The organism is Paenibacillus shirakamiensis (genome assembly GCF_017874255.1).
GTDB lineage: Bacteria > Bacillota > Bacilli > Paenibacillales > Paenibacillaceae > Fontibacillus > Fontibacillus shirakamiensis.
This window is the reverse complement of the sequence record NZ_JAGGLD010000001.1, coordinates 258646-279371: the sequence shown is the minus strand read 5'-3', so window position 1 is coordinate 279371 and position 20726 is coordinate 258646. Positions and strand designations below refer to the sequence as shown.

Annotated in this window: 17 protein-coding genes; all 17 read right to left on the bottom strand. The window is 43.2% G+C overall.

The annotated features are described in order from the left end of the window. Positions 1-2: 2 nt before the first annotated feature. The 17 genes from mraY to J2Z69_RS01110 all read right to left on the bottom strand — a co-directional run bounded on the left by mraY (position 3) and on the right by J2Z69_RS01110 (position 20724). Positions 3-968 (bottom strand): phospho-N-acetylmuramoyl-pentapeptide-transferase, encoded by a 966-nt coding sequence (mraY, locus tag J2Z69_RS01190; protein WP_209858438.1) that lies wholly within the window; start codon positions 966-968, stop codon positions 3-5. 23 nt (positions 969-991) lie between these two features. After that, positions 992-2395: a UDP-N-acetylmuramoyl-tripeptide--D-alanyl-D-alanine ligase gene (locus J2Z69_RS01185; protein WP_342591558.1), complete on the bottom strand. Its 1404-nt coding sequence runs from the start codon at positions 2393-2395 to the stop codon at positions 992-994. Further along, positions 2388-3884: a UDP-N-acetylmuramoyl-L-alanyl-D-glutamate--2,6-diaminopimelate ligase gene (locus tag J2Z69_RS01180; protein WP_209858436.1), complete on the bottom strand. Its 1497-nt coding sequence runs from the start codon at positions 3882-3884 to the stop codon at positions 2388-2390. Before J2Z69_RS01180 ends, J2Z69_RS01185 begins: the two co-directional genes overlap by 8 nt. Before the next feature lie 117 nt (positions 3885-4001). Further along, entirely contained in the window at positions 4002-5945 is a 1944-nt protein-coding gene (locus tag J2Z69_RS01175) for a stage V sporulation protein D (protein WP_209858435.1), read from the bottom strand. Positions 5946-6040: 95 nt separating this feature from the next. Further along, complete coding sequence (locus J2Z69_RS01170) at positions 6041-8266, bottom strand: penicillin-binding transpeptidase domain-containing protein (RefSeq protein ID WP_209858434.1); 2226 nt, start codon at positions 8264-8266, stop codon at positions 6041-6043. Between the two features lie 29 nt (positions 8267-8295). Next, a complete protein-coding gene (locus J2Z69_RS01165) occupies positions 8296-8727 on the bottom strand; it encodes a hypothetical protein (RefSeq protein ID WP_209858432.1) in 432 nt (143 codons plus the stop codon). A 22-nt stretch (positions 8728-8749) separates the two neighbouring features. After that, the gene (gene rsmH / locus J2Z69_RS01160; protein ID WP_209858430.1) at positions 8750-9703 is read right to left on the bottom strand and encodes a 16S rRNA (cytosine(1402)-N(4))-methyltransferase RsmH; all 954 of its coding nucleotides are present in this window, start codon (positions 9701-9703) and stop codon (positions 8750-8752) included. 45 nt (positions 9704-9748) lie between these two features. After that, complete coding sequence (gene mraZ, locus J2Z69_RS01155; RefSeq protein WP_209860415.1) at positions 9749-10186, bottom strand: division/cell wall cluster transcriptional repressor MraZ; 438 nt, start codon at positions 10184-10186, stop codon at positions 9749-9751. Between the two features lie 192 nt (positions 10187-10378). Further along, positions 10379-11641, bottom strand: coding sequence for an adenosylhomocysteinase (locus J2Z69_RS01150; RefSeq protein WP_209858429.1), 1263 nt, complete (start codon positions 11639-11641; stop codon positions 10379-10381). Positions 11642-11677: 36 nt separating this feature from the next. Then, on the bottom strand, positions 11678-13309 hold the full coding sequence (bshC, locus tag J2Z69_RS01145; RefSeq protein WP_209858427.1) for a bacillithiol biosynthesis cysteine-adding enzyme BshC: 1632 nt from the start codon (positions 13307-13309) through the stop codon (positions 11678-11680). A gap of 115 nt (positions 13310-13424) precedes the next feature. After that, on the bottom strand, positions 13425-14351 hold the full coding sequence (locus tag J2Z69_RS01140; RefSeq protein ID WP_209858424.1) for an ABC transporter ATP-binding protein: 927 nt from the start codon (positions 14349-14351) through the stop codon (positions 13425-13427). Continuing rightward, positions 14348-15343, bottom strand: coding sequence for an ABC transporter ATP-binding protein (locus J2Z69_RS01135; RefSeq protein WP_209858422.1), 996 nt, complete (start codon positions 15341-15343; stop codon positions 14348-14350). Before J2Z69_RS01135 ends, J2Z69_RS01140 begins: the two co-directional genes overlap by 4 nt. 13 nt (positions 15344-15356) lie before the next feature. Then, the gene (locus J2Z69_RS01130) at positions 15357-16304 is read right to left on the bottom strand and encodes an ABC transporter permease (RefSeq protein ID WP_281069372.1); all 948 of its coding nucleotides are present in this window, start codon (positions 16302-16304) and stop codon (positions 15357-15359) included. Between the two features lie 9 nt (positions 16305-16313). Next, positions 16314-17246, bottom strand: coding sequence for an ABC transporter permease (locus J2Z69_RS01125; RefSeq protein ID WP_209858420.1), 933 nt, complete (start codon positions 17244-17246; stop codon positions 16314-16316). A 197-nt stretch (positions 17247-17443) separates the two neighbouring features. Then, positions 17444-19108 carry a peptide ABC transporter substrate-binding protein gene (locus J2Z69_RS01120; protein WP_209858418.1) on the bottom strand — a complete coding sequence of 555 codons (1665 nt, stop codon included), beginning with the start codon at positions 19106-19108 and terminating at the stop codon, positions 17444-17446. Between the two features lie 233 nt (positions 19109-19341). Then, positions 19342-19719 carry a DUF3397 domain-containing protein gene (locus tag J2Z69_RS01115; RefSeq protein ID WP_209860411.1) on the bottom strand — a complete coding sequence of 126 codons (378 nt, stop codon included), beginning with the start codon at positions 19717-19719 and terminating at the stop codon, positions 19342-19344. A 48-nt stretch (positions 19720-19767) separates the two neighbouring features. Beyond that, positions 19768-20724, bottom strand: a complete 957-nt coding sequence (locus tag J2Z69_RS01110) for a ketopantoate reductase family protein (RefSeq protein ID WP_209858417.1) — start codon at positions 20722-20724, stop codon at positions 19768-19770. Positions 20725-20726: the final 2 nt, after the last annotated feature.

Below are 20726 nucleotides of genomic sequence, written 5' to 3'. Positions count from 1 at the left end.
GACTACAACCCCTTGTTGATATAGATGCCGAACCCTGCAAGTATAAGCCCTACGATCCAGAACGTTACCACTACACGCCACTCAGACCAACCCGATAGTTCGAAATGATGATGAATGGGACTCATTTTAAATATACGTTTGCCTCGTGTCTTAAAAGAAGCCACCTGCAACACTACCGATAACAGTTCAATAACGAAGATGCCGCCAATGATCAGGAACAACAATTCACTCTTGGTGACTATAGCAATCGCTGAGATTGCTCCACCGATACCTAATGAACCTGCATCTCCCATGAATACACGAGCCGGATAAGCATTGAACACAAGGAAGCCGAGGACAGCACCAATCATTGCGCCTGCACATACCGCAGCAGACAAGGAAGTCCCTTGCATAGCCACTACCGCGAAAGCTCCCAGAGCTATAGCACTTACACCTGACAAAAGACCATCTAATCCGTCGGTAAAGTTAACAGCGTTGGTTATGGCAAGCATCATAATAATGATGAAAGGATAATAGAACCATCCACTCCAGTCAAACGAATACGCTGTACCTGGAATACTAATTGCTGTGCTGTGACCTGCGTTGATTAGCAAGATACATACGATGACTGCGAATAAGAGCTGTCCAAATAGTTTTTGTTTGGCCGTTAGTCCCAAGGATCTTTTGAAGACGATCTTAATATAGTCATCTAAAAAACCTACCAGTCCAAAACCTAATGTGGCTACGAGCATGACGTAAAAGTCGGTATTCTTCACAGAGAATTTCACAAAAGCCAAGGTGAATGCCAGCATGATGATAATGCCGCCCATGGTAGGAGTACCTGCTTTTTTCAAATGACTCTGTGGCCCTTCTGTTCGAATCTGTTGTCCAAATTTAAGACGCCGCAGCAGAGGGATACACAGGGGTGCCGCAATGACTGCAAGAATGAAAGAAACGCCAATGGTCAAAAGTACAAGTGAGAAGTCCAAGGGATCACCCCCCTTTCTTTAGTTTAATGTGATAAATGAATATCTCTAATAGCAAATGCTACTTCCTCTAACTTCATTCCACGTGAAGCTTTGAATAATACAATATCTTTGGATGTAAGGAAGTGTCCAAGATCTTGAATTAGCGCAGATTTGTCAATATATGCATGGATATGTTCAGGTGGAAGATGCGATGCAGCTCCGCGCGCAATATATTCCGCAAGAGGGCCATACGTAAATACATGATCGGCCTTTTCCCGGGTAATAAATGCACCGATACTCTCGTGATACTCCTCTTCTCTATCCCCCAGCTCCAGCATATCACCAAGAACTGCAATTTTGCGCCGATAGCCCTTCATGCTCTCTAATACTCCAAGGGCAGCTTTGACAGAGGTTGGGCTAGCGTTATAAGCATCGTTCAGGATCGTGATTCCGCTAATTCCCTCGATCATCTCAATTCGCATACTCGTGAGTTCCAAGTGGGCAAACCCCTCGCGGATTTTATCCTCGGGTACATCATAGTGCCTAGCGATCAGTAAAGCTCCTAGAGCATTAATTACATTATGTTCTCCAAGAAGCGGTATCCGGTAGGCCTCTTCATCACTTCCTGAATAAGAGGTAAACACTGTGCCTGCACTTTGAAACAGCATGCCCGTAGGATAATCATCGTGGTCAGGCCCAAATCCATAGGTTAGTGTGTTCATTCCTTCAGGCTGGATGGTAGTCGGTTCGTTCATTACCTGTCTTATTAGAGGTTCGTCTCCGTTGTAGACTAGCAAGCCTCCGGGTCGCAACCCAGCTAGAATCTCAAGCTTGGCTCTAGCAATTTCTTCGCGTGAACCCAGCTGCAACAAGTGAGATTCACCAATGTTCGTAATAATGACAGTCTCTGGCCGAGCTAATTTGGAAAGCAGCTCAATTTCGTGACGTCCACTCATCCCCATCTCCAGTACAACGATTTCAGTAGACTCAGGCATTGATAGAAGGGTTAAAGGCAGCCCAATATGATTATTAAAATTCCCCTGCGTCTTGTGTACACTATAGGTTGTTGACAGAACCGCATAGAGAATATCTTTTGTTGTTGTCTTGCCGTTGCTACCTGTAATCCCAATCACACGTGCTCCCGTTTCTTCCAAATAACCTTGCGCCAGTTGCTGTAGCGCTAGGAGAGTATCTTTCACAACAATAGCTGGACCTGGGGGAGGTGTTCCATGATCTTCTTGCCAGAAGAATCCACCTGCTCCCTTTTCTATGACTTGAGCTACATAATCATGTCCATCGAACTGATCCCCGACTAATGGGATGAATAGCAAATCAGCTTCAATGTTCCGTGAGTCGGTTCCAACGCCCTTTATTACACGATTTGCATCAGCTTCATTATTTAGTTGCCCACCTGCTAATTGTGCGGTCTGCTGCAAAGTTCTATTGATCACGACGAGCACTCCTTATGGCCTCTTTAGCTACAATACGATCATCAAAATCAAGGACCTCTTTGCCTACGAGCTGATAAGTTTCATGCCCTTTTCCCGCAATCAATACTACATCTTCAGAGCTTGCCATTTCAATAGCTTGCTGTATAGCCTCGCGTCGATCCACTATCAATTGATAACGATTTGAAGGGACATGCTGATCTTGAAGTCCCTGCTCGATATCACTAAGAATTTGATCCGGATTCTCAGTTCTTGGATTATCCGAAGTGACAAATACATAGTCCGAATATTTGGATGCAATCTGTCCCATAATTGGACGTTTGGTTTTATCCCGGTCACCACCACAGCCGAATACAGTAATAACCCGTCCTACTGCAAATTCTTTTACCGTCCGCAGCACGTTCTCCAGACCATCCGGGGTATGGGCATAGTCTACAATCACAGCGAAAGATTGTCCTTCATCCACGGCTTCCACTCGGCCATCTACACCGGCTAGTGCTTCAAGACTAGCCTGAATCGCAGTTAAGGCAATGCCTTCAAGTAGCGCGGCACTGATCGCAGCCAAGGCATTGTACACATTGAATTTACCCACCATGCGAAGGGTAATATCTGCACTTCCGCTAAATGTATCCACATGGAACGAGGTTCCTTTAGCTGTAATTGAGATCTCTGAAGCTCGCACATCAGCTTCTTGTTCCACGCCATACGTGATGACTTCAGCTGCAGTCAGACTAGCAAAATAATTCGAAGCTGCGTCATCCGCATTAAGTACTACATAGCTGCGATCCTTCTCTGCTGCCGCATAATCGTTCCCAAGACGCGAAAAGAACAGCCCCTTGGCCGCCCGATAATCCTCCATTGTCTTGTGATAATCGAGATGGTCCTGCGTCAGATTGGTGAAGATCGCTGTGCGGAATTTGGTCCCTTTAACTCGCCCTTGCTCCAAGGCATGCGAAGAAACCTCCATAACACAGTAGTCTGAATTTGCTGATGCCATCTCATGAAGATACCCTTGTAGATCAAGGGATTCTGGTGTTGTTCCTGACATCGGATATGTACGTCCATCACATTTACGTTGAATGGTACCGATCAACCCCGGCTTGTGTCCTTGATCTTGAAGAATTTGTTCAATTAAATACGTGGTTGTAGTCTTGCCATTTGTACCTGTAATTCCGATTACTTTCAATTGATTGCTAGGATATTCGTAAAATACATTACCTAGAATAGCCATGGCCAAACGGGAATCTTTCACTTTTAATTGTGGAATTTGAATACCTTCAAGTTTTCTTTCTACCACGATCGCGGCCGCTCCAAGAGCTTCGGCCTTCTCGGCAAAATCATGCCCATCTACGGTATGACCAGGTAGACAGATGAATAGATCACCTGTTTTTATTTTACGGGAATCAATCTGAATCCCTGTGATTTCTGTAGTTGTCTCTCCCATAATGTGTGAAGAGATTAAGTGAGCAGCTAATTGTTCCAAACGCATGTAAATCCCTCCATATCCATGTGCTGTAGGAGTCGAACCGTATCGATACAGTCCGATCCTCCCACTTATTATATAATATCGTCCAAAATACAAGTTTTAGGCATATCTATCTTATTCTCATTCATGAATCTGATTCGCATCTGGATCACTTCCCATATAGATACGAATGGTAGAACCCCGATCCACTCGTGCTCCAGGCTTTGGAGCCTGATTCATGACTATTGTGCCAGAGCCCGATTTGGCAAGGTTAAAATTCATATTTAGATCTTCATAGAGATCCTGAATATTTGCACCCACAAGATCTGGAACGGTGACAATGGGAGACTCCCCATATTTATACGTCTTGGGTACTTGATCTTTACGAGGCGGGACTTTCAAATAGTGCAGGGAGTCTTCTAGAATATTCTTTACTATAGGTGCCGCTACGACACCCCCAAATTGTATCCCTTCAGGATTGTCCACCGCGGTATACACTATAATCTGCGGGTCGTCTGCTGGGGCAAAACCAATGAAGGATACAATGTGTTCGCTAGCGGAATATCGTCCATTGATTACTTTCTGCGCTGTACCTGTCTTGCCCCCGACTCGGTATCCATCAATAAAAGCAGGACGGCCTGTGCCAAGGGCTACTACACTTTCAAGAGCAGAACGTACTTGTGTGGACGTGTCCTCCGAAATGACTCTCCTTACGAGTTGAGGCTGAATCTCTTCGACTTTTTGTCCCGATTCCGAATTAATCCATGCTTTGCCTACGTGAGGCGTAAATAAATTACCACCGTTTATGGCGGCGGATATCGCGGCTACTTGCTGAATCGGTGTGACGGATACCCCTTGGCCAAAAGCTGTGGTAGCTAGCTCCACGGGACCGACCTGTGGAAGCTTGAACAGAATTCCGTTCTCCTCCCCGCCAAGGTCAATACCTGTTTTGCTGCCAAATCCGAAACTTTTGATATACTCAAACAACTTTTCTTTTCCCAGACGCTGACCTAGTGCTACAAAGCCAGGGTTGCAAGAATTCTCCACGACTTGAAGAAATGTCTGACTGCCATGTCCACCCTTCTTCCAGCAACGAAGCGTGGCTCCGCCCACTTTGGTGTAACCCGGATCAAAGAAGTGATCGTTATGCAGATTCACCTTCTTCTCTTCCAGTGCAGCAGACAACGTAATAATCTTGAACGTAGATCCGGGCTCATACGTCATCCAAATCGGAAGATTTCGATTATACACCTGTGCAGGATATTCTTGATAGTCTGAAGGCTCATATCCAGGACGACTAGCCATCGCTAAAATCTCACCATTCTTGGGATTCATTGCTATAGACCATGCACCATCAGCACCCGTACGCGTCATCGCCTGATCTAACTCACGTTCCATAATGCTCTGTATGTTCTTATCAATCGTGAGCTCGAGGTTCAATCCATCTCTAGGCTGAACATACTTTTCAGAAGAATTAGGCATAATCCGGCCACTAGCATCGGATAGAAAAGAGATACTTCCGTTCAATCCCTCTAGCTTGTCATTGTATTTACTCTCCACACCGGTAAGTCCCTGATTATCGATACCTGTAAATCCTAGAATATGTGCCGCAAGCCCTTCATAAGGATAATACCTTTTGTTATCCTCAGCAACAGCAATACCCGGCAGATTCAAATCACGAATTGCTTGGGCTTTCTCCATCGTAATTTTTCGCCCGCCGGGCTGCAGTTTGACAATCATCTTCTTCGTTTTAATCGATTTTAAAATGACCTCTTCCTGCATGCCTAGAAGCGGCGCCAATTTCCTTGCAGTAGTCTCCTTGTCCTTAATTTGAACTGGAATAGCCATAATGGTAGGCATCGTAATATTATAGGCCAGAGATACACCGTTTCTGTCCAGGATTTCACCACGTTTGGCTGAAAAAGGAATATTTCTACGCCACAAATCTTCGGCCTCAGCTGATAGTTCTGCACCTTTACCTAGCTGGACATAAGCTAATCTTATCGCCAATGCTAGAAACAAAAAGCTAAGAATAACTAATAGCCAGAGCAATCTACGTCTAATCAATAATCTCGAGATCTTCATCACCATCCTCCTGTCCGCCATCACTCCATGACATAGTTGTTATCATGAATATTCAGGACAAACAGGGGATAGAACAAGCTTATGAAGATAATAATCTAAGGATTCTCATCCTTATCACTAGTAGATGATGATGTCTTTGTAGGTATGGTTGAAGGTTCGGGTGGCTTTAACTGCAGGGTCACTCGTCGTTTGCCATCCACCATAGCTACCTTTTGACTGGTAACATAGCCTTCACCCGAAGCTGCTACCTCTACATTTAAGAAGGTCAGGATCTGTGTAACATCCCTGAGAGATTGCCCAGTAAAGTCTGGCATCTCCATAGTTTTGCTATCCTCGGTCAATAGATACATCCTCTGAGCTGAGGTAAGAACCGTTCCGGCGTCAGGATATTGCCCTATAATTTTACCACCTTTGCCTAGAACAACATATTCTACTTCTCTTTTATCCAAATCGGACTTTGCTTCTTTTAAGAGATTACCCTTGAGATTCGGAGCCGTAGCCGCTTCTTTTTGCTGTTGTTGACTTTCCTTAACGTTCGTCTTCTTCACTTGCATATATTGCAAAGATTGTTCCACAATTTCTTTGAATACCGGGGCAGCATCACGTCCACCACTAACTAGATCCGATGCAGGTTGGTCAATGACAACCAATACTAAAATCTTAGGGTCCTCTACAGGAGCATACCCGATAAAAGAAATAACTTGCTTACTATAATCATAACCCGCTTCCCCATTCGTCTTGGGTTTGACGGCAGTTCCCGTCTTACCTGCAACACGGTAGCCTTCAATATACGCTTTGTGTCCTGTACCAATCTTCGCATCAGATACGACTTGTTCTAGATAACTACTTACTTCTTTGGCCTTGGCCGAATCTAACACTCGCCGCCCAGGACTTTGCTCCACAGGAGTAACTTTACCCGTAGTAGGATCTATTGTACTCTTTACGATTTGGGGTTTCAGAAGCATCCCCCCGTTAGCTACGGCAGCGACCGCAGCAACCTGCTGAATCGGTGTAACGGTAATGCCGTGACCGAACGTAGTCGTGGCGTACTCAATATCCCGCTGCGGGTTAATGATCCCTTTATTCTCTAGAGGAAGATCAATGCCCGTCTTCACGCCAAAACCAAAATTATGAATATATTGAAGGAGTCGTTCCTTGCCCAACATTTCAAAACCCATTTTGACAAAGGCTACATTACTTGAATGCTTCACGCCTTGCAAATAGGTTAATGTTCCCCATCCATCACGCTTCACATCATACAAAGGGGTCTTGTATCCTGGTATATGAATACTTCCGGATTGATAAGTAGCATTAGGGTTAAATAATCCTTCTTGCACCACACCTGCCAACGTCACGATCTTAAAAGTCGACCCTGGCTCATACGTCGAGCTGAGAGCATGATTGATGAAATTTTTAGGATCTACATTCGCATAGAACTTATTAGGGTCATACGTAGGCATATTCGCCATCCCTAAAATTTCCATTGTCTTCGGATCTGCTGCTATAACCGTCATACTGATCGGTTTCAGTCGATCAAACGCTTTTTTCATAGCCGTCTCCGTAAAGAACTGGATGGTATCATCAATGGTCAGCTTGATATCACTGCCGTCTTTAGGGGCTTGGTAGACTTCTTTTGTCTTCGGAATCTTGACCCCTTGTTTGTCGCTTTGGTAACTGATGAACCCATCCGCACCCGCTAGAACTTTGTTGAAAGAGCTCTCCACACCATATACGGGGTCACCCTGGCGGTTGATATAACCAAGAACATGCGCAGCCATAGTAGTCTTAGGATAAGAACGTTTTTCTGTGGTCTTAAATGATATGCCTGCATCTACCAATTTTTTTTTCGTTTTTTGTTTGTAATCAGCTTTGATCTGTACAATTAATTGATCCACTTGTGTTTTTGTATCTTGGTCAATCATCCATCCCTCACTACGAACTTCACGATAGGAATAAAACTTTCCATTTTTCGGCTGCTTCGCATTGACAAGGGTTAAAAGTTCATTTGCTGGTTTTCCTAAAATCTTATGAAGACCCTCTACTACCTGATCTTGCAACTTAGAGTCATTGATGGCCTTAGGATTTAGAATTACATTATAGGCCGGTGCATTATCTGCTAGAACATCGCCATTGCGATCCATAATTTTGCCTCTGGAAGCAGGGAGTTCTTCTTTGCGGGACCATATATTCTCAGTAGCATAAGTACGCCAAAATGAACTATCTATGACTTGAATCCAAAAAACTTTACCCATAATAACAATAAAAAAGAGGGTGATTATGCCCCCTATAAGTAACGTACGCATTTTTATTCTTTTATTCATAGTTCCCCTACCTTTTTTGTACGGAAGGATTATTTAAGTGAAGTCTTTGTCCCTTCAGCCACATCGGATGTAGGTACAGGTACTACCTGTCTTTGTGCATAGATCGGATTTTTCTCATCTGCTACTTTTAGTTCACCTGAACTTATTAATTTATCCATAGCGGCTTTCTCAAGCTGTTGTTGCTTATTCGAGAGCACAGACATCGACTGCTTTAGATCTGCAATGTTGTTATCTGTCTGTACAATCTTATATTTCACTTGATATAACGAAGCATTTTGCCAAATCAGCATCCCAGCGATCGCTACAACAATCATCACGGTCAACATATATAGCAACTTCTCACCTACAGGTAGAGCTGCTCTTTTGGTGACGACTTTGGTGGTTTCTTTGTATCGCGGCGCAGCATAACTGCGCTCAGATGGTTTCTCTTTAACAGCCAGGTTACCCCTTGTATATGCCATATCACAATGCCTCCGCTAATCTTTACAATTTCTCCGCTACGCGCAATTTGGCTGAGCGCGCCCGAAGATTCTGAGCCAACTCCTCTTCCGAAGGAACTAGCGGTTTACGGTTAATCAACTTTAACGTTCCAACGCCTCCACACACACACATAGGAAAATCAGGAGGACATGTACATTTCTCCAGATAACTTGCAAAAATATGTTTGCAAATCCGATCCTCTAAGGAGTGGAACGTGATGACTGAAATGCGGCCCCCTTGTGCCGTGCATTTTACAGCTTGATGAAGTCCATCTTCAAAAGCACCAAGCTCATCGTTGACTGCAATCCGTAACGCTTGAAAACTACGCTTAGCTGGGTGACCGCCTGTTCTTCTTGCCGCTGCGGGAATCCCTTGCTTAATCAGTTCAACAAGCTGACCCGTAGTCTCAATGGGAGCTTCCGCTCTCTGGTCGATAATTACTTTCGCAATTCGGCGAGAGAATTTCTCATCCCCATAATGGAAAAGGACTCGTGCAATTTCTTTTTCAGGCCATTCATTCACGATTTCTTTGGCTGTTAATTCAGCGGATTGATCCATACGCATGTCCAAAGGAGCATCTGAATTGTAACTAAACCCTCTCTCTCCTTCATCGAACTGGGGAGAAGAGACTCCTAAATCGTATAAAATACCATCAACTTGAGGAATTCCATCTTTCATAGGAATCCCTTCAATCTTTCTCAGCTCTTCTTCTAGATGTCTAAAGTTACTTTTCACTAACGTTAGACGTCCTTCGTAACCAGTAAGGGTAAGCTTAGCATTCTCATGAGCCCATTCATCTTGGTCAAAGGCAATTAATCTTCCTTGTTCCCCAAGCTTGGACAAAATCACGGAGCTATGCCCGCCTCCCCCTAGGGTGCAATCTACATAAATGCCATCCGGCTTAATACGCAGCCCCTCTGTCGCCTCTTCCTTGAGTACCGTGATGTGATGAAACAAGCTGCAGCCCTCCAGACTTTCATGTTCAAATGTTGTTCTTCTACATTAAAATTCAAAATTAAGGTCAACCAGCTTCTCCGCGATCTCATTAAATGCATCTTCTGATTGCTGGAAATATTGTTCCCATAGCTCGCGACTCCAAATTTCAACGCGATTGGATACACCAAGAACGACACATTCCTTCTCAAGCTTGGCATATTTCTTAAGATTTGCGGGTAAATTTACCCTTCCCTGCTTATCCCATTCACATTCAGTCGCTCCGGAGAAAAAAAACCGGCTAAATGCACGGGCATCGGATTTCATAAGTGGCAGTGTCTTCAACTTTTGCTCAAGTAAACCCCATTCTTCTTCAGGGTATACAAAAAGGCATTGGTCTAAGCCACGGGTAACGACAAAAGAAGACCCTAAAAGTTCGCGAAATTTAGCCGGGATAATCATCCGACCCTTATCATCAATGCTATGTTGGAATTCCCCCATAAACATCGTGTCGCTCACCCCTTGTCTATCCGCTTCCCACCACTTTACACCACTTTTCACCACTATGAGTTATACTTATTCGCTATATCGCTAAGATTTCCTGCTTAGCAAGCAGAATTTTTTTATAGTAAATAAAGGGAATAATACAAAAAAGCCCTCCTTCTCCTTAAGAGAAAGAGGACTTCATAGATTACATGATTATTGCCAGCTATCTAAATATTTCTTTTGCGACTCGGATAATGTATCAATATGGATACCTAGACCATCAAGCTTGTACCGTGCAACTTGCTCATCTAGCTCATAAGGGACGTTAACAACAGCCCGTCCAATAGATTCATAATGTTCATTCACATATTTTAGAGATAACGCCTGAAGCGCAAAGGTCGTATCCATAATCTCAGCAGGATGTCCATCCGCCGCTGCAAGATTCACTAGTCTTCCTTCTGCAATGAGATAGACTTTACGTCCATCTTCAAATTTATATTCTTCAATATTACGGCGTACTGTGCGTACGGATACTGCACGTTCAGCGAGTTCCGGTTTGTTCACTTCCACGTCAAAATGACCTGCATTAGACAGAATAGCTCCATCTTTGATCACATCATAATGTTCACCCCGGATAACCGAGTGATTCCCCGTCACTGTGATAAAGAAATCCCCAACTTTAGCCGCTTCGATCATGGGCAGCACTCCGAACCCATCCATATGTGCTTCGACGGCACGAATCGCGTCTACTTCTGTAACGACTACATTCGCTCCAAGTCCCTTTGCACGCATGGCGACTCCTTTACCTACCCAACCGTATCCTACCACGACTACCGTCTTGCCAGACACAACTAAGTTCGTCGTGCGTATGATGCCATCCCAAGCTGATTGTCCCGTACCGTAACGATTATCGAACAGATATTTGCAATAAGCATCGTTGACAGCAACCATAGGAAACTTAAGAATACCTTCTTTATGAAGTGCTTTGAGACGAATAATTCCCGTGGTTGTCTCCTCTGCCCCTCCGCGAATGTTAACGGCTAGATCGGGTCTTTCAGCATGAAGGATAGAGGCGAAATCACTTCCATCATCAATGATTAGATCCGGTTTAGACTCAAGGGCACGAATAATCAGTGCCTTGAATTCATCGGGTTCTGGATTATATTTAGCAAAAACCGTAATGCCATCTTCAACAAGCGCCGCACACACATCATCTTGCGTAGAGAGGGGGTTGCTCCCCGTAATCGTAACCTCTGCACCACCAGCTTGCACAACCTTCGCTAGATAAGCCGTCTTCGCCTCTAAATGTAGACAAATGGATACTTTTAGCCCCTTAAAAGGTTGCTCTACTTCAAATTGCTTGCGAATTTTATTCAGTACAGGCATATGAGCCTCCACCCAATCGATCTTAAGGTGGCCTTCAGATGCAAGAGATAGATTGGTGATCATACTCTCTTGAATGGCTTTTGTTGTCATAGTGGATACGGTTCCTCCTTAGTGATTCTCCATATTCTAAGCTTCAATAATCCGATGTTCAATCGCAGTTAAATAAGGCAATTCCATCATACTATCAATCCAATTCGGACCATATCTGTTGAGATAAGTGAACACATTATACACACGTTCTTGCAGTGAATCTTGCGGGAACAGAGACTGCTGGACACGATCCCACTGGCGAAGAACGGCTTCATGTTTGTGTTCCATAGCTTGAGCTGATTTGTCGCGCAGATAATCAACCTGCTGTAAAATCCGATGCAAATTTGCATCTCCAATACGGCTTAAACCCTTTTCCATAGAACCCAGTTCCTGAATTAGTGGAGTATATAGTTGCTCTATGTCCCCTTTTAATTCGGCAAAGCGCGTATCGATCGGTACAGGCTCCTGCGAAGTAAGCCAAGTCTGACGTAGTTCCTTGAAATGTTGCCTAGCTTCTACGAATGAGAAGCCGTACTGCTTCATATGACGCTGAACTTTAGGCTCCATAATGGTAAACGACATTCTTGGCAGAAGAAGGGGCATCTGAAGCCCCATTACATGAAAAGCCTGACCCGTAAGAGCCCAGTAAGCAATTTCTCCATCTCCAAGAACAGTTCCTAATACGGGAAGTAACATATCTTGCATGAGAGGCCGGGTGAGCACATTGTTACTGAAGCGCTCAGGATGCAGCTGGGATTCTTCAATTAACTCTTCTTTGCTTAGTGAAATAATCCCTTTGCGATCTTCAAATCGTCCCTCTTTCTTAAAGAGAAGCAATCGCTGACCTTCATATATGTAAAACAGATTTGCCGCATCCTCTGCGACGTCAGCTTGTGGATCTATGCCTTGTTCTTGAAGCTGAGCAGCCGACTTTTTATAAGCCACTTCTAACTCATCATTCTTGATAATAATTTGTTCAAATACTTCAGACTCCAATTGGCGAAGCTCTGGATCAGACGAATCCAGAAGAATTAATCCATACTTTCCGAACCACAGACCCATCAGTTTGGCAAAACAATCTGTTAACGTAGCGGACTTGGCCACCGCATCCTCAAGTTGATGCAACAGACCTTGTTTATGCTCAGAGTCCGGTAAAAGATCAGCTAATTGTTGAAGAGCTGATCTCCATTCACTTTTCTCAACGGATGTGTATCCCACAGAATTTTTGTTTAATTGATCTTTTACAATTCGAATTCGTTCAACATCCAACGCTGAATCAAGAAAATAAGCATGATTTACTTCTTCCCAGTCATGATCCTCACCTGCAATCCAAAAAATTGGAACAACGGGTATGCTCAATTCATGACTCGCTTGTCTTGCTGCTTGAATGATCGTCATTGCCTTGTAAATTACAAGCAAAGGGCCAGTAAAAAGGCCGGATTGCTGTCCTCCCGAGATGACGAGCGTCTCCTTTCGTTCTAATAGGTCTAGAGCATCTTCCACTTCGCTCGCTGGATTATGCTGCTGATTATACAATCGAAGCTTCTCCACAAGAGCCTTACGATTAATCCGCTGATCTTCGTGTTCATGCAGCCATTGGGCCCGCGCTGTCCAGCTTTCTGTTTCAAGCGCACTACCTGTATATAAATGACGCACCGCATCGAAATCCGATATCAGCGCTTCTGCCAGTGGCTGCTGGGAAGCCAGTGGCTCAGAGATCAAATTCATGATGCGTTACCCTCCCTGTCTTTACTAAATGAACCTCTTTTTGATTGTACTCAAGTACAGCATTTACGTCAAAAGAAAACAAAGCCGCCGAGAAATCCGGCGGCTTGTTATATCATTACATAGCAACCCAGTGGCCTTTAGAAACTTCCACCAGTTGCGAGTTATCCAGATTAAATAGATCTTGCGAAGGTGCGCCATCCTTTGAATGAATCGGCCCTGCCGCTTCGTCATTTAGTAAGATGTGCTTTTTATTCGCCTCAATTTCAGGGTCTGGAACAGGAATAGCAGATAACAATGTCTTAGTATAAGCATGAAGTGGATTGGCATATAGTTCTTCACTAGGTGCTAGTTCCACTACTCGGCCCATGTACATTACTGCAACACGGTCACTAATATGCTTCACCATCGAAAGATCATGCGCAATGAACAAATACGTGAGTCCTAGACGCTTCTGAAGATCTTGAAGCAAGTTAACAACCTGCGCCTGGATAGATACATCTAATGCGGAAATCGGCTCATCACAGATAATGAACTTCGGATTCACCGCAAGTGCACGGGCGATACCAATCCGCTGACGTTGACCACCAGAGAATTCATGCGGATAGCGAGTAGCATGGTCTGGATTCAGTCCAACCAAATCTAGCAATTCTTCTACACGCTTTTTCCGTTCTTTACGACTTCCAGCCATGTTATGAATATCCAGCGCTTCGCCGATAATATCGGTAACAGTAAACCGAGGATTAAGTGAAGCATAAGGATCTTGGAAGATCATCTGCATATCACGGCGCATCGCCTTCATTTTACTTGGAGAGAGCTTGTAAATATCCGTACCGTTAAATCGCACACTACCTGCGGTAGGTTCATATAATCTAAGAATCGTACGACCCGCAGTAGATTTACCACAACCTGACTCACCAACAACACCGAGCGTCTCTCCTTCATTAATGGAGAAATCGATACCGTTCACAGCTTTAAGAATATTACCACGGCCGAGATTAAAATACTTTTTCAGCCCTTCAACTTCGATTAAAGGTTGACTCATGATGTTGTAACCTCCTGTGCCATCGGATGCAGCAACCAGCAACGAGACATATGCGTGTCACTTAAATGGGTCGCTGCAGGATCAATCTTCTCACATACACTCATGGCATGATCACAGCGAGCCGCAAAAGGACATCCGATTGGAGGCTTGATAAGGTCCGGCGGTGTACCGATAATCGGAACCAGAGGCTCATCTTTACGTTGATCGATTCTTGGCAGAGATCTGAGCAAACCGCGTGTATAAGGATGTTGGGGATTTTTAAAAATCTCCATGCTTGTACCTGTCTCAACTACTTCACCTGCATACATAACCATCACACGATCTGCCATACCTGCTACAACTCCAAGATCATGCGTAATCATGATGATTGATGTGCCGAAGCGTTGCTGCATATCTTTCATAACGCTGATAATTTGTGCTTGAATCGTAACGTCAAGCGCTGTTGTAGGCTCATCAGCAATGAGGAGCGCAGGCTGACAAGACAAAGCTATCGCAATCATAACCCGTTGGCGCATACCACCTGAGAATTCATGGGGATACTGATTAAAGCGGGCTTCTGCATTTTTGATTCCAACAAGTTTTAGCATTTCGACGCCACGTTTTTTGGCATCAGCAGCAGACAAGTTTTGATGCTTGATCAAACCTTCGGTAATCTGTTTTCCTACTTTAATCGTAGGATTCAAAGAAGTCATCGGATCTTGAAAGATCATCCCGATATCTTTTCCCCGTACCGCTTCCATATCTTTATTAGATTTAGCTAAGAGATTTTGTCCATTGAAGATGATCTCACCTTGCTTAATCATAGAGGGAGGCGAAGGGATCAGTCGCATGATCGTCTGAGCCGTCACACTTTTACCACTTCCCGATTCCCCAACGATTGCAATGGTCTCGCCTCTACCAACAGTAAAGTTCACACCCCGAACGGCTTTGACTTCACCTCCACGAACAGAGAAAGACACATGCAAATCTTTAACTTCCAAAATGGGTTCCATACGGCTTCACCTCCTATTTTTTCAATTTTGGATCCAGTGCATCGCGTAGACCGTCACCGAATATGTTGAATGCAAGCATGGTTAAGCTGATCAAAATCGCTGGGAACAACATGCGCCAAGGGTACAAATTCCAAGCGGACATGGAAGCATTAATCATCGAACCAAGTGAAGCGATAGGCTCTTGTACACCTAGGCCCAAATAACTCAAGAAAGCTTCAGAGAAAATGGCATTAGGTACAGATAAGGTCAAAGTTACAATAATCGGTCCCATCGCATTTGGAAGTAAATGACGGAACAACAATCGGCCAGAGCCGGCACCCATCGAGCGTGAAGCTAGAACGTATTCTCTATTTTTCAGCTGAATAATCTCGCCTCGAACAATCCAAGACATGTTAATCCAGCCTGTAATCGTCAATGCCAAAATAATCGTTCCCATGCTGGGTTCAAATACAACCAACAATAGGATGGTTACTAGCAAATAAGGAACAGAATATAGAATTTCAGCAAACTTGTTCATAATTTCATCTACTCGGCCACCGAAGTAACCCATAATCCCACCGTAAATTACACCAATCATTAAATCGATTAACGCTGCTGCTAAACCTACAGTCAAAGAGATTCTAGCACCCATCCATGTTCTAACGAACATATCTCGGCCCAAATCGTCAGTTCCGAACCAGTGCACGGAGTTAGGGGCTTTATTCGTATTCATCAAATCATTGGTTTGGTAATCAAAATTAGAAATCATAGGTCCAATGATAGACATGATAATAATAATTAACATGACAATCATTGCTGTAACCGCTAGTTTGTTTTGAAGCAAACGTTCCCAAGAATCTCTCCAAGCCGAGAGGCTTTCACGTTGAATCACTTCCGATTGTTTCTCGTTCGCACCAATCTTTCGGAAGTCTTCCGGAGACAGTTGAGCCGCATCCGCTTGTGGTATCAATTCGTTGTGCAGTGCCACTGTCTACCCCTCCTTTCCATTATTCAGCTTGATCCGAGGATCTACAAATACATAAGCGATATCTGTTAAGAAACGAGCCAACATAAGGATGATACCGTAGAAAATAGTTACGCCCATAATTAAGGTGTAATCCCGGTTGCTGATACTGGTAACAAACACTTTACCTAGTCCACCAATACCAAAAATCTGTTCAATGACGACGGACCCTGTAATAATGTTTGCTGTCATTGGTCCGAGATACGTAACTACAGGAAGAATACCGTTTCGAACAACGTGGCGGAAAAGAATCGTAAACCAGTTCAGACCTTTTGCTCTAGCTGTTTTAATATAATCCGCATGCAAAACTTCTAGCATACTAGAACGCGTGAGCCTAGCAATGAACGCAATCGGTTGCGCGGAAAGGGCGACCACAGGCAGGACGTAATCTAAAGGACCACTAAATCCGGACACGTGGAACCAGCCAGCCTTTTGTGCAAATACAAATTGAAGCATGGCAGCTATAACAAAGCTGGGTACAGCAATACCTAGTACCGCAAGAACCATGGCAATGTTATCAATGAGTTTCCTGTGATATAGCGCAGCCACAAGACCCAGTAGTACACCAACAATTACGGAGACCACAATGGCGATTAGACCTAATTTCAGCGATGCACCAAAAGTATCCGTGATCAGTTCGGTAACCTCTTTATTTTGCATTTTCATGGAGATTCCGAAATTACCTTGAGCAATATTTTTCAGATATTGTCCATATTGTTCAATAACGGGCTTATTCAGTCCGTACTGTTCCATCAGACGTTCTCTGATTTGAGGAGGGACTGCTTTTTCAGACATAAACGGATTTCCCGGTATGGCTTTCATCAAGAAAAATGTAGCTGAAATCAAAATGAACAACGATACAAGCATGTAAAAAAACTTGCTGGCCACATATCTTACCATGAGCATTCACCCCTAACTCTTCAAAATTCTTCTCTACAATTGTACTCAAACCCTAAGAGGCTTGTCTAAGCTTAATCCAATCCAAACTATACAAGATATGGAAGTTACCTTTGTAAACAAAAAATCGGGATATATATGAGGACATCCACATATATATCCCGAAGCAATCACCTGACTAGACTAGCAGAAGATTACTATTAATGCTCAAGCAATTTAACATGCGTTACGTCCAATTGGCCACCATAATCAATAACTACATCTTTAACATATGGTTTAACCAATTGGATGTTTGTGTAGTAGTAAATTGGAAGGATAACTTGATTTTGTTTGATCAAGAGATCTTCAGCTTTTTTCATAGCCTCGTTACGAACGTTGTTGTCGCTGTTAGAGTAAGCTTCTTTTACAAGCTTGTCATACTCAGCATTTTTGAAGCCCGTATCGTTATTACCACTTGTGGAAGTGAACAGATCGATGAACGTCATTGGATCGTTATAGTCTGCGCCAAATCCTGCACGAGCCACTTGATAGTTCAAGTTTCTACGGTTTTGCAAGAATACTCCCCACTCTTGGTTTTGAACAGTTACTTCAGCACCTAGAGTTTGTTTCCACATATCGCCAATAGCTAGAGCAGCCTTTTTGTGGTTGTCATTTGTATTGTAAATCAAAGTGATTTTAGGAAGTTTGTCTAATCCTTCTTCTTTCAAACCTTCAGCAAGAAGTGCTTTTGCTTCATTTGCATCTTCTTTACCATAAGCACTATCTGGATTTTCTTTACGGAATTCATCTTTAATGCCTTTGATTCCTGGAGGTACTAGACCGAAAGCTGGAATTTGGTTACCTAAAGTAACATTGTCAATTAATGCTTGACGGTTGATAGCTTTCGTGAAAGCTTGACGAATCTTCAAATTGTTGAAAGGCTTTTCAGTTACATTAAACAAATAGTAATACGTAGAAGCAATCCCTTTGATCGTAAGTTCGTTAGGAATTTCAGATTTCAAAGATGCGATTTGATCTGTAGGAATTTCACCAATAGGTTGTCCAGCAAGATCAAGTTGTCCACTCTTATAGCTGCTAACTTCCGTTGCAGCGGAATCTACGATGGAAGCAGTAATTTTTGTAAGTGTGATGTTTTTGTTATCCCAGTACTTGTCGTTCTTGGATACTTCAAGTGTTTGTCCTGTTGTCCAAGTGGAAAGTTTGAAAGGACCATTGCCAACAAGGCTATCTGGAGAAGTAGCCCATTTAGCATTCGCTACAACTTTTTCGTTAACTGGGTAATATGTTGTAAAGGAAGTCAGACCAAGCCAATAAGGTGTAGCGTTTTCAAGCGATACTTTTAACGTTTTATCGTCAACTGCTTTTACGCCAACATCTTCAACTTTAGCTTTACCTTCATTGTAAGCTTGAGCATTTTTGATGTAATACAATTGGTATGCATAAGGTGGAGCTGGTTGAGTCTTAGGATCAAGAACACGTTTCCAAGCATATTCAAAGTCTTTAGCTGTTACAGGGTCACCATTGCTCCATTTTGCATCAGAACGCAATGTGAATGTGTATTCTTTACCGTCTGCACTTGGTTCCCATTTCTCTGCAACACCTGGAGTGATATTACCATCTTTATCTTTGTTCGTAAGACCCTCAAACAAAGTTCTGATAATGGAACTAGATACGTTGTCCTGTGATTGTGCAGGATCAAGCGTTGGAGGCTCGGAGGCCAAATTAATGTGGAACGTTTGGTCTGCTGCAAGTTTAGTTGTTGCCGTGCCTTCAGTGCTGCCTGCTTCTTTCTTGTCGCCACAAGCCGCAAGGATTGTGCTAAGAGCAAGAATCAGTGTCAAAAGAACTATGGATCTCTTTTTCATCTACAAGTATCCCCCTATAAAATTGGTATATGCTTTCTGATTATACAACCAGCGGTCAAAAAATCAATATTTTTTTTCTAAAAATAGATAGTCGTTTACAAAAATATAGTAATATTTTAACAAAACTGTGCTATCCCGCCTATTGACCTGACCCCTTTTCTGATACTTTAGACTGTTCTTTTCGAGTCTATATCCAAGAGTTGGATTCGCTTCATAATTTAAGTATGTCGCACTTATACACTTAATATGTATGGGAAAATCCCTATAAAAATAAACAAAATATACATAATTACTGTACCTAAGAAAGCCAGCCGCCATACTGCTCTTATTAATCTTTTGGGATCTAATCTACCTTTCAGGCGATTTTGAGCCCCCCCAATGAATCCACCAATAATAAGTAAGATAAGTAGGATCAAATAAATACCGAACGTAGAGTTAAAAATGTGGTTAAACAAAGCCGCTACAGAAAGAATCAGAAAAAAAGTGGTAACATCCATGGCGAGCATTATAGATTGCTTACGTCCACCTTTCCAGAAATAATGGATGAAATACACCAGAATGAACGGCACAATCGGTGCAATACTGAACGCAATAATTGGAGCAAACAACATATTCAAATCCGCTCGCCTCCAGTTCATAATAGAATGAAATCAGTGATTCTATATTGCGGCTACAAGTCTGTAGATGTCGCGGAGCAACGGAACTTCTACATGAACAGAATCGGCCATGCTCAGTAAATGCCCAACAATTTGATCAATTTCTGTAGGCTCTCCAGCTAATATATCTTTCAACATCGAGGACGTATTGTTCTGCGTATCCTTACATACTTGAAAGACGAGATCAATCATCGATTCTTCATAGTAAAGACCGTTGCAATCATAGATGGTTAAGATTTCTTGAATCAGCGAAGTCAGAACCTCTCTTCTTTGGTCATTGCCTAGTAATTCTCCGTTGGGAACCCTCCAAATCGCCGTGAGCGGGTTAATTGCAGCATTAATCAACAGTTTACGATAAATTTCCTTATCGATGTCATTCGACGAAATCGAGGGAATTCCTGCCAATGTTAAAGCTTCAGCTAAAATTTCAATGGATTGTGGTACGCTTCTTAACTCGCCCTGACTATGATTAAAAGGTTGCTTAGGAACCCCTAAGCGAGTGTAGCCTGGCTTGGATCTTTTGATGCTTGTCGCACCCAATCGTTTGGAGCCTTCGGTAGTGATTGCAGCGATAAGCATACTCTCTGGAAAAGCGATTCCAAGACGTTCCATATGCCCTACCCCATTTAGTAAACATATTATTTTTGTTGTAGGACCTATTCGCTTTTGCATATGTTGAATGATGGCATCATTTAAATGCCTTTGTTTTAGAGCTACAATCATCCAGTCGGGATATGTGAGAGGACTATTCACCTTTACTTCAGATGTGGATGAAGCAGAGAGGCCTTCGATATAATGTCTGTCTATTGTTGAATCTATCTCTATCTCTAAGCCATGGGTATGTAAATAATCCGCCTGCTCTTTGGTTCTAGTCCAAAAGTGCACTTCATGCCCACTGTATGCAAGCTCTCCGCCAAACAATAAGCCAATTGCACCTGCACCTATAACTTCAAATTTCATGT